The sequence below is a fragment of the Vibrio sp. PNB23_22_6 genome (assembly GCF_052877535.1).
The window spans coordinates 144,645-161,316 of record NZ_JBNFXP010000005.1 but is presented as its reverse complement, the minus strand read 5'-3'; the positions used below and the strand labels follow the sequence as shown (position 1 = coordinate 161,316).

Annotated in this window: 12 protein-coding genes and 2 pseudogenes; 8 read left to right on the top strand and 6 right to left on the bottom strand. The window is 44.6% G+C overall.

Features of this window, described 5'->3' with window-relative positions:
- Positions 1-72 precede the first annotated feature (72 nt).
- Positions 73-1,443 carry an SLC13 family permease gene (locus ACVA54_RS06355; RefSeq protein ID WP_099078746.1) on the top strand — a complete coding sequence of 457 codons (1,371 nt, stop codon included), beginning with the start codon at positions 73-75 and terminating at the stop codon, positions 1,441-1,443.
- A gap of 127 nt (positions 1,444-1,570) precedes the next feature.
- On the opposite strand, the gene ACVA54_RS06350 is transcribed toward ACVA54_RS06355, so the two are convergent.
- Positions 1,571-2,899: a GGDEF domain-containing protein gene (locus tag ACVA54_RS06350; protein ID WP_099078745.1), complete on the bottom strand. Its 1,329-nt coding sequence runs from the start codon at positions 2,897-2,899 to the stop codon at positions 1,571-1,573.
- 300 nt (positions 2,900-3,199) lie between these two features.
- On the opposite strand from ACVA54_RS06350, the gene ACVA54_RS06345 reads away from it, so the two are divergent.
- Complete coding sequence (locus ACVA54_RS06345; protein WP_446649468.1) at positions 3,200-4,024, top strand: DUF2797 domain-containing protein; 825 nt, start codon at positions 3,200-3,202, stop codon at positions 4,022-4,024.
- A 79-nt stretch (positions 4,025-4,103) separates the two neighbouring features.
- On the opposite strand, the gene ACVA54_RS06340 is transcribed toward ACVA54_RS06345, so the two are convergent.
- Both ACVA54_RS06340 and ACVA54_RS06335 read right to left on the bottom strand, forming a co-directional pair.
- Positions 4,104-5,339, bottom strand: coding sequence for a cysteine desulfurase-like protein (locus ACVA54_RS06340; RefSeq protein WP_119463325.1), 1,236 nt, complete (start codon positions 5,337-5,339; stop codon positions 4,104-4,106).
- Entirely contained in the window at positions 5,323-5,979 is a 657-nt protein-coding gene (locus ACVA54_RS06335; RefSeq protein WP_172438082.1) for a 2OG-Fe dioxygenase family protein, read from the bottom strand. The genes ACVA54_RS06340 and ACVA54_RS06335 overlap by 17 nt, the downstream gene beginning before the upstream one ends.
- Positions 5,980-6,349: 370 nt before the next feature.
- On the opposite strand from ACVA54_RS06335, the gene trxB reads away from it, so the two are divergent.
- The 3 genes from trxB to cydC all read left to right on the top strand — a co-directional run bounded on the left by trxB (position 6,350) and on the right by cydC (position 10,939).
- On the top strand, positions 6,350-7,306 hold the full coding sequence (gene trxB / locus ACVA54_RS06330; RefSeq protein WP_446619135.1) for a thioredoxin-disulfide reductase: 957 nt from the start codon (positions 6,350-6,352) through the stop codon (positions 7,304-7,306).
- A gap of 131 nt (positions 7,307-7,437) precedes the next feature.
- Entirely contained in the window at positions 7,438-9,225 is a 1,788-nt protein-coding gene (gene cydD, locus ACVA54_RS06325) for a heme ABC transporter permease/ATP-binding protein CydD (protein ID WP_099078740.1), read from the top strand.
- The gene (cydC, locus tag ACVA54_RS06320; RefSeq protein WP_119463327.1) at positions 9,218-10,939 is read left to right on the top strand and encodes a heme ABC transporter ATP-binding protein/permease CydC; all 1,722 of its coding nucleotides are present in this window, start codon (positions 9,218-9,220) and stop codon (positions 10,937-10,939) included. The genes cydD and cydC overlap by 8 nt, the downstream gene beginning before the upstream one ends.
- Before the next feature lie 87 nt (positions 10,940-11,026).
- Here cydC and ACVA54_RS06315 read toward each other — a convergent pair.
- A pseudogene (locus tag ACVA54_RS06315) lies at positions 11,027-11,218 on the bottom strand (D-serine ammonia-lyase); the annotation flags it as partial.
- Here ACVA54_RS06315 and ACVA54_RS06310 point away from each other — a divergent pair.
- A pseudogene (locus ACVA54_RS06310) lies at positions 11,215-11,399 on the top strand (IS3 family transposase); the annotation flags it as partial. The pseudogenes ACVA54_RS06315 and ACVA54_RS06310 sit on opposite strands and share 4 nt — an antisense overlap.
- Before the next feature lie 82 nt (positions 11,400-11,481).
- Here ACVA54_RS06310 and serC read toward each other — a convergent pair.
- Positions 11,482-12,576: a 3-phosphoserine/phosphohydroxythreonine transaminase gene (gene serC, locus ACVA54_RS06305; RefSeq protein ID WP_446649467.1), complete on the bottom strand. Its 1,095-nt coding sequence runs from the start codon at positions 12,574-12,576 to the stop codon at positions 11,482-11,484.
- A gap of 181 nt (positions 12,577-12,757) precedes the next feature.
- Positions 12,758-14,020, bottom strand: coding sequence for a DUF945 family protein (locus tag ACVA54_RS06300; protein WP_099078737.1), 1,263 nt, complete (start codon positions 14,018-14,020; stop codon positions 12,758-12,760).
- A 185-nt stretch (positions 14,021-14,205) separates the two neighbouring features.
- Here ACVA54_RS06300 and ACVA54_RS06295 point away from each other — a divergent pair, with 185 nt between their 5' ends.
- Together ACVA54_RS06295 and ACVA54_RS06290 are read left to right on the top strand one after the other, a co-directional pair.
- Positions 14,206-16,146, top strand: coding sequence for an ATP-binding protein (locus ACVA54_RS06295; protein ID WP_099078736.1), 1,941 nt, complete (start codon positions 14,206-14,208; stop codon positions 16,144-16,146).
- Positions 16,143-16,640 (top strand): response regulator, encoded by a 498-nt coding sequence (locus ACVA54_RS06290; protein ID WP_446649466.1) that lies wholly within the window; start codon positions 16,143-16,145, stop codon positions 16,638-16,640. Before ACVA54_RS06295 ends, ACVA54_RS06290 begins: the two co-directional genes overlap by 4 nt.
- Positions 16,641-16,672 lie beyond the last annotated feature (32 nt).

Sequence of the window (16,672 nt, the reverse complement as noted above, 5' to 3'; positions counted from 1 at the left end):
CCCAACAAACACACAAGTCAGTTACCTTACTGTAATAAGTAAATAACAAGACAAAGCCTAAGGAGCATAACCATGACCGCTTTCGCTGTGACATTGAAGAACTGGTTCTTCACTCGCAACAGCATGATTTTAACATCCAATATCATGCTGTTCGTGATTCTATTTAATACCTTACCCTTTGAACCTCAAATCGTAACCGGATTATGCATTTTGGTCTTCGTCGCAGTATTGTGGTTAACGGAAGCCATTCACGTCAGTATCACAGCCCTATTGATTCCTCTACTGGCGGTGTTTCTTGGTGTCTTTAATACCCAAACTGCACTGAACAACTTTTCCAATTCAATTATTTTCTTGTTCCTAGGTGGTTTTGCTCTAGCAGCAGCGCTGCACAAACAAGAGTTGGACAGAGCCATTGCAGACAAAGTACTGCTTATCGCACGCGGTAAGATGTCTGTTGCGGTGTTCATGCTTTTTGGTGTCAGCGCTTCTCTTTCCATGTGGATCTCAAACACTGCGACGACTGCAATGATGTTGCCTCTAGTACTAGGCGTAATGAGCAAGTTAGACGCTGAGAAAAATCATCGCACATTTTTATTTGTGTTACTGGGCATTGCTTACAGTGCATCCATTGGCGGGATCGCTACGCTTGTAGGTAGTCCACCTAACGCGATTGCAGCAGCAGAAGTCGGATTGAACTTTACGGATTGGATGAAATTAGGCCTACCAATTTCATTGATGTTGTTACCGATCGCCGTGCTGGTATTGTATACCATCACCAAACCAGACTTAGGCCATACGTTTGAACTTTCCCATGAGCCTGTTGAGTGGACCAATGGCAAAATGATCACGTTAGCCATCTTCCTGCTAACCGTAACGCTTTGGATCTTCAGTAAGCCAATCAACGCCATGTTAGGTGGTTTTGCCAAGTTTGATACGTTAGTGGCAATGGGTGCAATCTTAATGCTTGGTGCTTCTCGTGCAGTAGAGTGGAAGGACATTGAAAAAACCACGGACTGGGGCGTATTGATCCTCTTCGGCGGTGGTATCTGTTTGAGTAATGTGCTTAAAACAACTGGTACCAGCGTTTTCCTTGCGCACGGATTAACGGGCTTCTTAGAGCAAGCTGGCATTCTACTGACCATTCTCGCGGTTGTGGCGTTTGTGGTATTTCTTACCGAATTTGCGAGTAACACGGCCAGTGCGGCTCTACTAGTGCCGGTCTTTGCCACTATTGCTGAAGCTCTGGGTCTATCCCCGGTGATCTTGTCTGCACTGATTGCAATCGCTGCTTCGTGTGCCTTTATGCTCCCTGTTGCGACCCCACCAAACGCCATTGTATTCGGTACTGGGCACATCAAGCAACAAGAGATGATGCGAATCGGTCTTGTGCTTAATATTGCCTGCATTGGCGCATTAACGCTCTTTGCATGGCTATTCTGGTAACCCTAAAAATAGAGCAGCATACGCTGCTCTATTTTTACTGTTGGCCACGGCATCAAACCAATGCCGCCACTTCCCCCAAAGAGATGATCATTGGTGGTCACAGACCACTTTTATGCTTTAAAACACCTTACTGGTTGATGGCTAGCTGGTTTTGCATACCATAGTTTACTTCGATACAATTTCGACCGTTTCGCTTCGCCAAGTACAACACCTCATCGGCTCGAGCCATCGTTTCTGACACGCGCTCATTTTGCATTTGAGCCACACCAATACTGCATGTTAGTGGTTCCCCATGAACCCACAAATGGCGTTCCACATTTTCACGAATACTCTCCGCTCGTTTCACCGCTCGCTCAATATTGGTATTTGGGCAAAATACGACAAACTCTTCCCCACCCCAGCGTACCAATCGGTCTTCAGCCTCGATTGAGCTTGCAATGACCATGACAAACTCTCTCAACACATCGTCACCCATTTGATGACCAAACTGATCATTTACATTCTTGAACTTATCTAAGTCCAGATAGAGAACGGAGAAAGAGTCATGCCCCCATCTCACCTCTCTTGCTTTTTGCTCCAACCAGGTTTGAACAGCATGGCGATTCATCGCACCCGTTAATGCATCTCGGTGAGCGAGTTCGGCAAACTCACAATTCTGAGTTCGCAGCGTACTATTCATTTTTTTTAAGTGGCGGTGACGCTTCTCCACCCTTTCAAAAGCCAGTTGGCTCTTGCGCAACTCATGAAGAGAAAAAGCAAGACCAAGCGTCATCCAAGAAAACAATAGAACAAACAGTAATGTTGACTGTTCTACGTATTCACCTTCAAACTCGATTTTCTCAATCACAATCTTGTGCTCGCCAAGGCCTGCACTCGCCCCGGTAGCAAGATCAATACGAGTAATGTTGGAAAACTCTGGGCCCGAATGTTCAATCGCGACATGGTTATCAGCCAACCACCATGTCATCACTTGCAAGTTGTTAATTGGAATTTCAATCGTTTCACCAAAGTCCGATGGTGAAAATTGCATCCCATTGTACTTAATCGTGTATTCATCATCTGGATTCGAATACTCGGGGTTATAGTTTCTCAGATACAAACGAAGCTCTTTATCACCTTCGCCTGCATTTTCATAGCGTAACTTCAGTCGGACGGTGTGGTAGTTTGAAAGGTCAATGCCCTTTGTCGCCTCTATGACATCGGTATAAATTGAGATACCGCAATATGGCCAAGCATATTGGCTTTTTTTAATATCACAACTCAGAGTTAAACCATTTTCTTGATAGGAGATATCAGCTTCACTCATGCCTCCTGCGCTAGCATCACTCGTCGCATGAAAGTTGAATTTGTCCGGCGTAATCACAAGCTTTCGCGTATCACCTATCAGACTATAAATGGCAACCAAACTGATGGTAAAAATAGAGAGTGCAAAAATGAGTTTATGTATCCGCTTCATTGACAATATTACCTAGCTTCGCTGTTGTTATACTTATTTAGCTGTCATTATGCTATATAGCACAGTGTACTGATGCTTTTTCTAACTTCAAATTAAGTTTTTTATCAAGAGATATTGCCACCTCTTTCCAAAAAAATCTCATTTTTGAAACCGACTACAATTATATGGCGTGATATTACTCCAATAAAACATCAATTTTCCATTAAGTACTGCTTTGCGAAAAGGTTCACACTCTCACCTCTTGAGCAGCGTAGGTACTGTTCTGATATAATGGCCAAAAACACAATAATGAGTAATGTCATGTCAATAATTGCGACTGGCACGCTAAACAAAATGCGTGCTTCTCTTGATGGTGCTGTCAGCTACCGTTTACCAGTAGGCAAGGAAGAGGTGGATTTAAGTCTGTTTCTTGGTCAAACACTTACCCTGACTCACACAGGCAACATCTACTGCTGCTCTTGCGGCAACAAAACTAAGAAAAGCTATTCTCAAGGTCACTGCTTCGTTTGTATGAAGAAGTTGGCGAGCTGCGATATGTGCATCATGAAGCCAGAAACTTGTCACTACGCGCAAGGCACCTGCCGAGAACCGCAATGGGGTGAAGAAAACTGCATGGTAAATCACTTCGTTTACTTATCGAACACTTCAAGCCTAAAAGTGGGTATCACCCGTTACACCCAAATTCCAACACGTTGGATTGATCAAGGCGCGACGCAAGGTCTACCGATCTTTAAAGTAAAAACGCGTCATATTTCTGGTTTGATTGAAGTGGAATTAGCAAAACATATCGCTGACAAAACTAACTGGCGTACATTACTAAAAGGCGATGGCGAACCTATCGCACTGCAAGACCGCTTTGCTGAACTTCTGCCACTGGTGGAAGATAAGATTGCTGAGATCAAACAACAATACGGTGAAGACGCGATTGAAGTACTCAGTGAAAGCATTACCGATTTGAGCTACCCAGTTCAGCAACATCCAACCAAAATAACGTCGCACAATTTCGATAAGAACCCTGTCGTAACGGGCACGCTGCAAGGCATCAAAGGTCAGTACCTAATCTTTGATACTGGCGTAATCAACGTGCGTAAATTTACCTCGTACGAAGTAGAAGTGAGCGCATAAGCCATCTTTGACCTTACCGAAAAGCAAAAAGCTCGAGCCATGTGCTCGAGCTTTTATTTTTTCTGGGAAATAATAGGCGTTACGCGTCTAGAGTCCTTTCCAACACATCAAACAACATATCGATTTCCGCCGTTGTGTTGTAGTGCATACAGCCAATGCGAACCACGCCACCAGATTCTTCTAAACCTAATTGACGAACCAAGGCAAGTGCGTAGAAGTGGCCATTCCAAACGCAGATGTTATTCTCGCCTAATGTCTTGGCGATGAACTCCGGTGAGTACTTGTCGAACGTAAGCGCAAATGTCGGCGTTCTTCGTTGGCTACTTTCATTATCAATACCAAACAGATTCACCCCATCAAGTGCGCTTAAACGCTGTAAAAAATGCTCGCTCAGTTGTTGTTCATGCTGATTGTATAAAGCATAGCTTTGTTCTAAACGCTGGCGAAGTGATGAGCCCGCATCACCAAATTGAGCTAAATACGCCACCGCAGCCGTCACGCCGGCTAAGCCTTCAAAGCTTTGTGTACCGGTTTCAAAACGCCCCGGACCAATGTTGGTTGCAGGTTCAACTTTATAGGGCTTAATACTGTGTAGCCATTGATCTGCAACATAAGCGATGCCCACGTGTGGACCAAAAAACTTGTACGCCGAACAGACTAGAAAGTCACAATCTAACTCTTGCACATCAATTAAGTGGTGCGGCGCGTAATGAACCGCGTCTACATAAACTTGAGCACCAGTGTTGTGTGCCATCTCAACCACTCGATGTATATCAACAATAGACCCGGTCGTATTCGAAGCATAGGTTACGGCTACTAAGCGGGTCTTCTCACTCAATAAGCTCTGAAGATGCTCAAGATCGAGTGTACAATCTTCTTCATTAATACGAACCTGATGAACCACAGCCCCTTTATCTTCTGCTGCTTGTTGCCAGCTCGACACGTTAGAGTAATGATCTAGAGCAGAAACAATGATTTCATCCCCTTCTTTCCAATCGCGGCTAATGGCGCGGCTTAGTTGGAAAGTCAGTGACGTCATGTTGGCACCAAACACAATATTACCGGATGACGGCGCGTTCAGTAATGCTTGTGCTGACTCTCGTGCCGCTTGCATGACATTGACTGTCACTTGGCTAGAGAAGTAGTGGCCACCAAGATTGGAATTAAAATGGCCAAGGTAGTTCACCATGCTATCCAACACCGATTGCGGCACTTGTGAACCACCAGGGCCGTCAAAAAATGTCACCGGCCGCTCATTGTGATATTGCGCTAGTGCCGGGAATTGATCTCGGATTTGATTAAGATTGAAGTTCATTTCGCTTGTCCATCGCTGTCAATACAAAGACATCCATATGACCTTCTTGGTCATTAATTACTGAGCGAATTGGCACAGCATTGTGCCACAGTTTGCTGTCTGCCAGCATCGCCACTTCCCCATTCTCAAGCACTTTGCGGAAGAATGGTGCTTGGTTATGGCTGCTATAAAGCATGATATCGCCCCCCATAATGTTGTGGCGACTCACTCCAACCAAAGCAATATGATCGAAACCGTCTTGGTGTACGCCTTCTGGTGCCACTTGGGTTTCATCATAAATCGCGGTGATTCGAATTTGGTGAATTTCTATTTCTTGACCATCGACCAAGTGATTCGCGTTGACGAACAACTCGCACATTTCACGGAAGCCCTCACTTAAAAGAATATCTTTCTCGATCGGTTCGAATTGACGAACCACATCTCCCTGAAATCGGTTGATATCCGAAGATTGCACAAAGCTGTTTTTATTTAAGTCAATGACCTGTCCATCTTCAAAACCAACAACAGAGTAACGTCTTAAACGATATTGACCATCTGCATGCTCGGTACGTGGTAAGCCTTCAAAGGAAGCAGAAAGTTGTTCAATCGCAGCCATGCTGAGCTGAGTTAAATGTAGAGTATTCTCACGTGAATGTAACATCATTGGCTCCTTTAATGAGGCACACCTAGTTAGCTAAGTTAACATTTAATTTACATTCTAGGATACGCAAACATTCTGCAATTACCAGAATTTGACGTTGATAGCTTCAACAAAACAGAAAAAATAATACTTAAAACCACCGAGTTATCACTTCGTAGTTTAAATGTTCAAAACGAGCCTAATGCAACATTTGAAACTAGAGTTCTCCACTATAAACAGAATTTTATTCTACCCCGTACAGTTGCTCCACTATCACAAGCAAGTTCTAACCTATAACCAATAATTCGATCGGCTCTTTTCGTTTATGCTTTTAAAGCACTAAGAATTTCCATACAATCGAAAGAAATGTTCAGCCCTCTTTGGAGCCATAATGAGTGACGTAAAACACTGTAAACTATTAATTCTTGGTTCTGGTCCAGCAGGTTACACTGCGGCGGTATACGCAGCGCGTGCCAATCTAAACCCTGTGCTTGTGACGGGAATGCAACAAGGTGGCCAGCTAACCACAACAACAGAAGTAGAAAATTGGCCTGGCGACGCAGAAGGTCTAACTGGCCCTAGCTTGATGGAGCGCATGAAAGAACACGCAGAACGATTCGAAACAGAAATCGTGTTCGATCACATTAATGAAGTGGATCTGTCTCAACGTCCATTCCGCCTGAAAGGTGACTCTGGTAAGTACACTTGTGATGCGTTAATAATCTCTACAGGCGCATCAGCTAAATACCTAGGTCTTGAATCTGAGGAAGCATTTAAAGGTCGTGGTGTATCAGCGTGCGCAACCTGTGACGGTTTCTTCTACCGTAATCAAAAAGTGGCGGTTGTGGGTGGTGGTAATACTGCCGTTGAAGAAGCACTTTACCTATCTAACATTGCATCAGAAGTCCACCTAATCCACCGCCGTGACACTTTCCGTGCGGAGAAGATCCTTGTGAAACGTCTGATGGATAAAGTAGAAAGCGGCAACATCATTCTTCATACGGATCGAACTCTAGATGAAGTGCTAGGCGACGAAATGGGTGTTACTGGCGTCCGTATTAAAGATGTCAACAACGGTACAACGGAAGATTTAGAAGTGATGGGCGCATTCATTGCGATCGGTCACCAACCTAATACGCAAATCTTTGAAGGCCAAGTCGATATGAAAGATGGATACATCATCGTTAAGTCAGGCCTAGAAGGCAACGCGACGCAAACCAGTATTGAAGGTGTGTTTGCAGCTGGTGACGTTATGGACCACAACTACCGCCAAGCTATCACCTCCGCAGGTACTGGTTGTATGGCAGCACTTGATGCAGAGCGTTTCCTAGACGCTTTACCAGAATAACTGAACACAATCGGTATATTGACAAATAACTTTTCACATTTGTGTCATATCCTTATAGCCCAACGGTATTCCCGTTGGGTTTTCTTTTGTATACTACTGCCCATTAAAACAATTATCATTAAACCTTCATAATGGATAAGAAAAAGCAAAGCAGCTTGAATAAGTGGCTTAAGCAACAAAGTAAACTGGCCAAGCGCTGGTTAATGATTGCAATAGGCCTAGGCGTACTATCAAGCGTGTTTTTATTGGCTCAAGCAGCCCTGCTCGCCTCCATTCTTCATCAGTTAATCATTGAGCATGTGGACAAAAGCGAACTCGTTTGGCATTTTGCTGGATTAGGTGCCACTGTAGTTGGACGCGCAGTCTGTGCTTGGGGGCGCGAAATTGCGGGGTACCGTTGCGGTGAACAGATCCGTGTGTATATTCGTCAACTGATTCTAGACAAAGTCCATCAACTCGGTCCGGCATACATCAAAGGCAAACCTGCCGGTAGCTGGGCAACACTGATCCTAGAGCAAGTCGAAGACATGCAAGATTTCTTTTCTCGCTACCTTCCTCAAATGTCGCTTTCTATATTAGTTCCTTTCGTCATCCTTGTGGTGGTATTTCCAATTAACTGGGTGGCTGGCTTAATCTTTCTAATCACGGCGCCGCTTGTGCCTATATTCATGGCGCTAGTTGGCATGAAAGCCGCAGACGCAAACCGCAAAAACTTCAAAGCACTACAGCGACTTTCTGGTCATTTCTACGACCGTCTGCAAGCCATGACGACGATCCGCTTGTTCGACCGTACAACATCAGAAACTGAAACATTGAAAGGCGCGTCAGAAGTGTTCCGTACTCGTACTATGGACGTGTTGAAGATTGCCTTCCTATCTTCTGCCGTGCTTGAGTTCTTCACTTCGATTTCGATTGCCATTACTGCGGTTTACTTCGGTTTCAGCTACATCGGTGAACTGAACTTCGGCTACTACGGAACTGGCGTGACGCTGTTCGCAGGTCTGTTTATTCTGATCCTTGCGCCTGAGTTTTACCAACCACTGCGAGACCTTGGTACTTTCTACCATGCGAAGCAGCAAGCGGTTGGCGCTGCAGAGAGCATCGTTGAGTTCTTAGATCTCGATGTAGACCAAGTTAAAAACGGCAGTAAAGTTGTTGAGCAAAACGCTCCGATTCATATAGAAGCCAATGATCTCGTTATCTTCAGCCCAGAAGGCAAACAGCTAGCAGGTCCCCTCACCTTCTCATTGAATGCCAACCAAAGTACAGCATTGGTCGGCCCAAGTGGTGCAGGTAAAACCAGCCTAGTAAACACTATTCTTGGCTTTATGCCATATAGCGGCAGCTTAAAGATCAACAACTGTGAATTGTCTGAACTTGATTTAGCCATATGGCGTAAGACGATCAGTTGGATTGGTCAGAATCCAATGCTTCTACATGGTAGCATTCGTGACAATGTCACGCTTGGTAAGCAAGATATTCAAGACAAACAAGTGCACTCGGTACTCAGTGACTCTCACGCCGCAGAGTTTGTAGAGATGCACGGTTTGGAATACCAAATCTCTGACCGCTCAGGTGGCTTGTCTGTGGGCCAGGCGCAACGCCTCGCGCTGGCTCGTGCAATGCTACAAAACGGTCGTTTTTGGCTATTAGACGAACCGATGGCAAGTTTGGATGCACGTAGCGAGAAACTTGTGATGGAAGGCATCGACAAATACACAGCGTCGACTACAAATTTGATGATCACTCATCAGCTGGCACCACTGCAGAATGTGTCTCAGATTTTGGTGATGCAACAAGGTCAAATCATTCAACGTGGTGACTACGCAACATTGGCGTCTCAAGAAGGTTTATTTAAAGAAATGTTGACGGCCAACTTAGCTCAACGTGAATCAGACAAGGGCAACTTAGATGCGTGATTTACTCCCTTATCTAAAACTGTATAAAAAGCATTGGTTTGGTTTGTCACTGGGTATGCTCCTAGCATTCCTAACACTAGCCGCGTCTATTGGTCTGCTAACGCTGTCAGGTTGGTTTATCTCTGCAGCTGCGGTTGCAGGCTTGACCATCGCTCGTGAAACCTTCAATTATATGCTTCCAGGAGCAGGTGTTCGTGGTGCAGCAATGGCACGTACGGCAGGTCGTTGGGGTGAGCGCGTTGTTAGCCACAACGCAACCTTCAAATTACTGACTGATTTACGTATCTTCTTCTTCAAGAAGCTTGCACCGTTGATCCCCGGTCGTGTTTCGACTTTGCGTGATGCGGATTTGCTAAACCGTCTGGTGGCGGATGTAGATGCAATGGACCATGTTTACTTACGTCTGATCAGCCCTGTGATTGTGGGCGTGTTTGGCATCTTGTCGCTAACCGCTGTGCTTGCTTTCTTTGACTGGCACCTTGCCCTATTACTTGGCGGTACTCTAACGGTAATGCTGCTAGTGTGGCCGGTATTGTTCTACAAACTTGGTAAGAATAACGGCGAACACCTGACTCAAAATAAAGCACAGTTACGAGTAGCAACACTGGACTGGCTTCAAGGTTACAGCGAACTGAGCCTATTTGGCGCAGAAGAACGCTACCGTAATGTGATTCTAAAGAAGCAAAAGCAGCTACTATCCAATCAATTCGTCAACGCTAACCTAACAGGTATGGCTTCTGGTCTGTTGATGCTAGCGAATGGTTTAACCTTAGTTGCTATGCTTTGGTTTGCTGCGGACGGTGTTGGTGGTCGTGCGCCAGATCCTTGGATTGCGCTATTTGCGTTTGCCACCATGGCGAGTTTTGAAATTCTGATGCCAATCGCAGGCGCTTTCCAATACCTTGGTCAAACATTGACTTCAGCACGTCGATTAAACGAAATCACCTTAGCTGAGCCAGACGTTGTCTTCCCAGAAGCATCAAAACATGTAGACCAACCACTGGATATTGAGTTCAACAAAGTTGATTTCACCTACCCTGATGGTCAGCAAAAAGTACTGAAAGATCTAACACTATCACTGCCACTAGGCTCAAAAACGGCGATTGTCGGTCAAACTGGTTCTGGTAAATCGACGCTTATTCAATTGCTTTGCCGCTACTGGGATGTAAACCAAGGTCAAGTGAGCATCGGTCGTGCGCCTCTACAAGATTGGAGCGAATCCGATCTGCGCGCAGCAATCACAGTAGTGAGTCAACGTGTTGATGTTCTTAATGGCACATTGCGTGACAACCTATTGCTTGCAGCCCCAGAAGCCACGGACGAACAACTGGCTGATATTCTTACGAAAGTAGATTTAACGAATCTATTAGACGAGCCGGGATTGAACGCTTGGTTAGGTGATGGCGGACGTCAACTGTCCGGTGGCGAAAAGCGTCGAATTGGTATTGCTCGTGCCCTATTGCGCGATGCCCCTATCCTACTTCTTGATGAACCAACCGAAGGCCTGGACAAACGCACTGAGCATACGGTAATGAAACTGTTCAAAGAGCACTTTGCGAACAAAACTGTGGTATTTATTACTCACCGTTTGATTGAGTTAGAAAGCATGGACAACATCTGTCTGATGGAGCAAGGCGAGATCATCGAACAAGGTAGCCACCTAGCTCTGCTTGCTCAGAAAGGGCGTTACCACCAGCTTTTTCAGTCTCTGTAATTTAGAGACTCAAATACACAAAGGGCTCATCCGCTCATGAGCCCTTTTCTTTTGCTCTCACTGTTCCCAAAGCAAGTGCAAAATCGATTATCGACCCGATTCTGCCAGGTAAGCCGACATTCCAGCCTCAGGCACCATAACGTCAACCGTAGCCCACACTAGGTGCGTCTCATTTTTCAATCTGTCTTCAGTAAGCACCATTCTCGCTTGGTACTCTTGGTCATTCGAAACATACACCGATCCAACCATACCAGCCAACTCGGAAGGCTCTAAGCGAATACCTGCTGTGCTTCACTGTTGTCCGTATAGCGAAGGTGTCCGGGGTTTCTCGAAGTGGGTTTTATTATGGATTAAGCTCCGTCATAAGGCTATTCAGCGCGAGGCAAATCGTCACGAGCTTGATACAAAGGTCAAAGAGGCTTTTGACAACAGTAAAGGTCGAGATGGCTCGATGCGCATCCACCCATTAGAAATTTACATCTATAGAAAAACAAAAAGCGCCGCAATTGCGACGCTTTAAAGGATTATATCACAGGTCGTGATTAAGCGTACTCTCGCTCAAATTCGCGCATGAAGTCAACCAAGGTTTGAACCCCCTCTAACGGCATTGCGTTGTAAATCGACGCGCGCATACCGCCGACTGCACGATGACCTTTTAACGCTTTCAAACCTTTTGCGTCTGCCAATTCTAAGAACGTAGCATCGAGCTCTGGTTTTGCTAGTTGAAAGGGTACGTTCATTAATGAACGATTTACCTTGTATACATTGTTACTATAGAAATCAGACTGATCGATGTAATCATAAATCAGTTGTGCTTTCTCACGATTCACCTGTTCCATCGCTTTGACACCACCCTGCCCTTTGAGCCATTTGAATACCAGCCCTGATAAATACCAAGCAAACGTTGGTGGCGTATTGAACATCGATTCTTTCTCTGCCAGTACCGTGTAATCTAGAATACTTGGCAGTACTTCTTTAGCTAAACCAAGTAGATCATCTCTAACAATGGCGATTGCAATACCCGATGGACCGATGTTCTTCTGCGCGCCAGCATAGATAACACCGTATTTAGAGACATCGATTTCTCGCGATAAGATGTTCGATGACATATCAGCAACGATTGGTTTGTCCGTTACCGGTAAATCATTGATTTCAACACCATCAATGGTTTCATTTGGACAAAAATGCACGTACGCCGCATCCGGAGAAATGTGCCACTCACTTGCAGGTAAAATCGCCACTTTACCTTCAATTTCAGTCTTAGCGTTGAATACATCTGGTTCACAGTATTTTTGGGCTTCTACAACCGCACTTTCTGCCCAGTATCCACCATCAATGTAAGTCGCTGTTTCCGCGTTACCTAATAGGTTTAGCGGCACAGCAGCGAATTGAGCTCGAGCACCACCCTGGCAAAACAGTACTTTATAGTTATCTGGAATGCTCAGAAGATCGCGCAAGTCTTGCTCAGCCTCTTCTGCAACCTTGATGAATTCTTTACTTCTGTGACTGATTTCCATCACTGAAGTACCCAGACCTTGCCAGTTAATTAGCTCCTTTTGTGCTTGCTGCATGACTGCTTTAGGCAGACCTGCTGGCCCTGCACTGAAGTTAAATACGTTGTCCGTATTTTGTTCCATGATGCTCATTGCTCCTGCTAAATAAAGATTACAAAGAAAGTAATATCACGTTTTTACAAGGATAAAAACAAGAAAAGAGGTCTTACGACCTCTTTTTAAAATGAAAAAGCTAAAACTCACTTTGTATACCCAAATGACCTTAAGATATCGATACTGCGATACGGGTGTGGGTAGCAATCCTCTACTGCATCAAAGCCGGCATGAGTAAGGCTATTAAAGAAAACTCTTGCCCATTTTCGAACTTCAACTTTCCGTCCGATATTTGTGCTTTCAACTCGTAACCGCTGTCAGTTTTTTCAATCATTTCCATCACCATTAACTCGTCAATACTCTCCTGAATGAATGGGTAAAGATCCACTAACTCATCAGAAAAATAGGTACTTAATGAGCCATTAGTCGCCGTCACGAGTTTCATTGGGTCCTGAGTAATATCAGTCGTTCCTTGAGGCACAGACAATTGCCATTCATTGCGGAACTTACCTTCACCAAACGCTAAAGACAGTTCGTTTACTGAAAGACGGAAACCTTTATCAAACAACGTATTAATATGAGGCAATAAACTTTTAATGTCTTGATCATCTAACAGGGGAGAACTTTGATATATCGACATTATTTGATCAAACGACTGACTATCTACATCAGCAATAGAGAAGTCCAGTTTAAAATCGTCTACTTGTGTCCCATCTGTCAGATGCATTTTCTTTGCGCTAATATTCAGATCGCTATTGAGCTTCTCACCCGCTTCATCTAACTTGGTATGACCACGATAGCTTGCATTCTCTATCATGAAAACCGGCGCAAGTGTCGCATCAACCACATCCAACTTTTGTAACGTGAAAGTCTGCTCGCCTAACCAATACCCTTTTGCTTGCTTGCCTTTACCTTGTCCAGTTAAATTACTGAGGTGGAACTCTTCGCCATTCGCAAAATCGACTTGAACAGAAGGCACAGACACTTGATAGTTCAAATCACCTAACACGGTGACATCCCCTGTCACTTGTACTGGGCTAGTCGAGAAAGAAACGCCTTGTGCTTCATTCTGGTAACTCCAACTATCGAGATCAAGGGTAAATGCCGTGTTGCCATTAAGTTGAGTTTGGCTGTGCATAGTAAGAGGTAAGAAAGCGCTATCAACTAACGTGGAATCAGCCGTCAGACTGGTGAGGCCATGGCTTACCTTGCTAGTCACATCAAATGTTGTTGCCAACCCATCGCGCTCCAGCTGTGTTTTTAACACGGGATCGACAACCGTATAGCGAGTCAGCACCAAAGATGAAAGGTAGCCACGATCGTATTTAACGATTTCCCCCTTAACTGTTCCATCATTCATATTGGCAATACCATCCTCAATGATGGATTGGCCAATTTGCCCAACCGCCAGCGGCCAACAAAGCGCAAGTACAACAGCACCACCGATTGCACCGATTTTTTTTAAATTTTCCATAATGTCACTTTTTAAGTATTTTTGTTCAGTCTAACCTAAACCTAAAGCGGATAAAACATTGAGACAAATCAGAGTATTGATGCTTACCCTAGCCCATTAGTCAAGAATAAAACCTAGCTCTCACTCATTAGCGCACTAAATTGGTATGGTAAATTTGCTAACTGATAACCGGAGCTCAAACACTCGTGAACCGCTACGCTGTATTGTGCCTTGATAATAACCCCAACAGTGCCGAGCAATTTCGATTGGAGCTGACCGCTTTTTCTAGCAAGTTTGATATCCTCTCTGCTGAATCAATAGAAGAAGCAACACTTGCATTAAAAGAGATAGAGCTGCGACAACAAACGGTCGCCCTCGTCATCGCGAGCCATCATGGCAATTTTAATAGCGTTGATTTTCTTATTGGACTTGACCGAGAGCCTCACACTAAACGGGCCCGAAAAATTCTGATCAGCTGTTCCTCAGACATTGACGCCATTCTAACTGCAGTTAACGAAGGCCGACTCGATCATTGTTTAACTAAGCCTCTTCCGGACAACGTGCTTCTCCAAACAGCACAAAAAGAACTGACGCAATTTATTCTGCGCTATGAAAAAGATGACTTACTCAACTACAGTCAAATTCTAGACCAGCACAAATTGTTGCGCGCTCACATCGAGCATCAAATGCACAACTACCAAGCTGGTTTTTTGAATGACTATCATGCCCTTTCCGACCATGATTTAACCGAGCAAGTTGTGAGTGCACTAGAGCACTTTTTCCAACAAAATGACGACACTAACGCCTGTCGCACCTATTCCCCTGAACACTTTCTGACCATTGAAGGAGAACCTAATTGTTTTCTGTGGTTCATTACCAAAGGTGAAGTGGCGCTTTATAAAAGGGATGAATTGGGGATGCAAAGAGAAGTGGTGCGTCATTCAAAAGGCAATATTGTAGGAGGTATGTCCTTTGTCACGGGGGAGAGATCCTTTTCAACGGCACTCACGCTAACTCAAACTGAAGTGATCAAACTTGATCGCAATGTTTTCCGGAAAGTGATGCAAAGCAACTCTAACCTATTGCCCCTATTTACTAACCTGCTGTTGCGCCACTTTAACCGGCGTCTCCAACGTAGTATCAATACAAAACTAAAATTGCAAAAAACCTTAGAGTCTTTGGAGTCTGCTCACCAGCAATTAATTGAACGTGAGAAGATGGCTATGCTTGGTCAGCTTGTTGCTGGCGTTGCCCATGAGCTAAACAACCCCATAGCTGCAATATTGCGGGGGGTAGAAAACCTCTCGTCGACCTTAGAACTCATACTTAACGCGCTCCCCTCCCAGGATATCCAGACCAAAGGCGTGGAATTATTGACCCGAGCAAAAAGTACAACTCCCACCTCAACGGCCGAACTAAGAGAGAGAGTAAAGCAACTGACTCCTGCACTCCCAAATAGGACATTAGCCAAAAAAATGGTGAATTTAGGTCTGGAACGAGACTTAGAGCTCATCTCTCAATTAAAACGCCAAAAAACGGACACTTTACAAACACTCGGCACACTGGATCACTATCACCAGGCTGGCGTATCACTACGTTCTATTCATGTTTGTGCCGCTAGAATCGCCGATATGGTCAAAAGCTTGAAAGGTTATGCCCGCTCGGATGATGAGAGCTTGCACTACGCAGACTTACATGAAGGTATCGAAGATACGCTAGTGATATTTGAGAATAAGCTCAAGATGCACCATGTCACCACTGACTATGCCGAGCTTCCCTATACACTTTGTCAACCGGTTGCATTGCAACAAGTTTGGACGAACTTAATTTCCAATGCCATTGATGCATTCCCTGAAAAAGGGACACTCGCGATTCAATCAAAATTAGCCACAAAAAACCATCAAACCTACGCAGTAATTTCATTTAAAGATAATGGCAGCGGTATTCCAGAATCACAACAACAAGCCATTTTTGAACTCAATTTTACAACAAAAAAAGAAGGTAACTTCGGCCTAGGTATAGGACTGTCTATCTGTCAGCAAATCGTTGCGAGCCACAAAGGCTGGATAGAAGTGGAATCGGAAGTCGGCCACTTCACTTGCATGACAGTCTGGTTACCTATCATACGAGAAGGAAATGAAGAATGACTAAATATCTGATTTTATGCGTGGATGACGAAAGAGAGGTCTTGGACAGTGTCCTTCAAGATTTGATCCCATTCGAAGATAACTTTGTTGTAGAAGGCGCGCAGTCGGTTACGGAAGCGAAGCAAGTTATCGAAGAACTGGTGGAAGATGGTGTTCAGCTCGCGCTTATTCTTTGCGATCACATCATGCCAGAACAAACGGGTATCAGCTTTTTAATTGAACTTAGTCAAAATAGTCATACTAAAGCGGCACGCAAACTCCTCCTCACCGGACAAGCAGACTTGGAAGACACGGTAGAGGCGGTAAACCACGCGAGTCTAGACTACTACATTGCCAAACCTTGGACAGGCAAAGAGTTAAGAGAAACTCTCGTCGCTCAGCTCACTACATTTATGATTGAGAATGACGAGGATCTATTATCGTGGACCACCATTCTTGATTCTGAAACCATCTTAAATGCAATGGCAGCAAGACGGAGTAGCTTTGGCGAATGACGGATAATTAAATCTATCACCTTAACATCGCG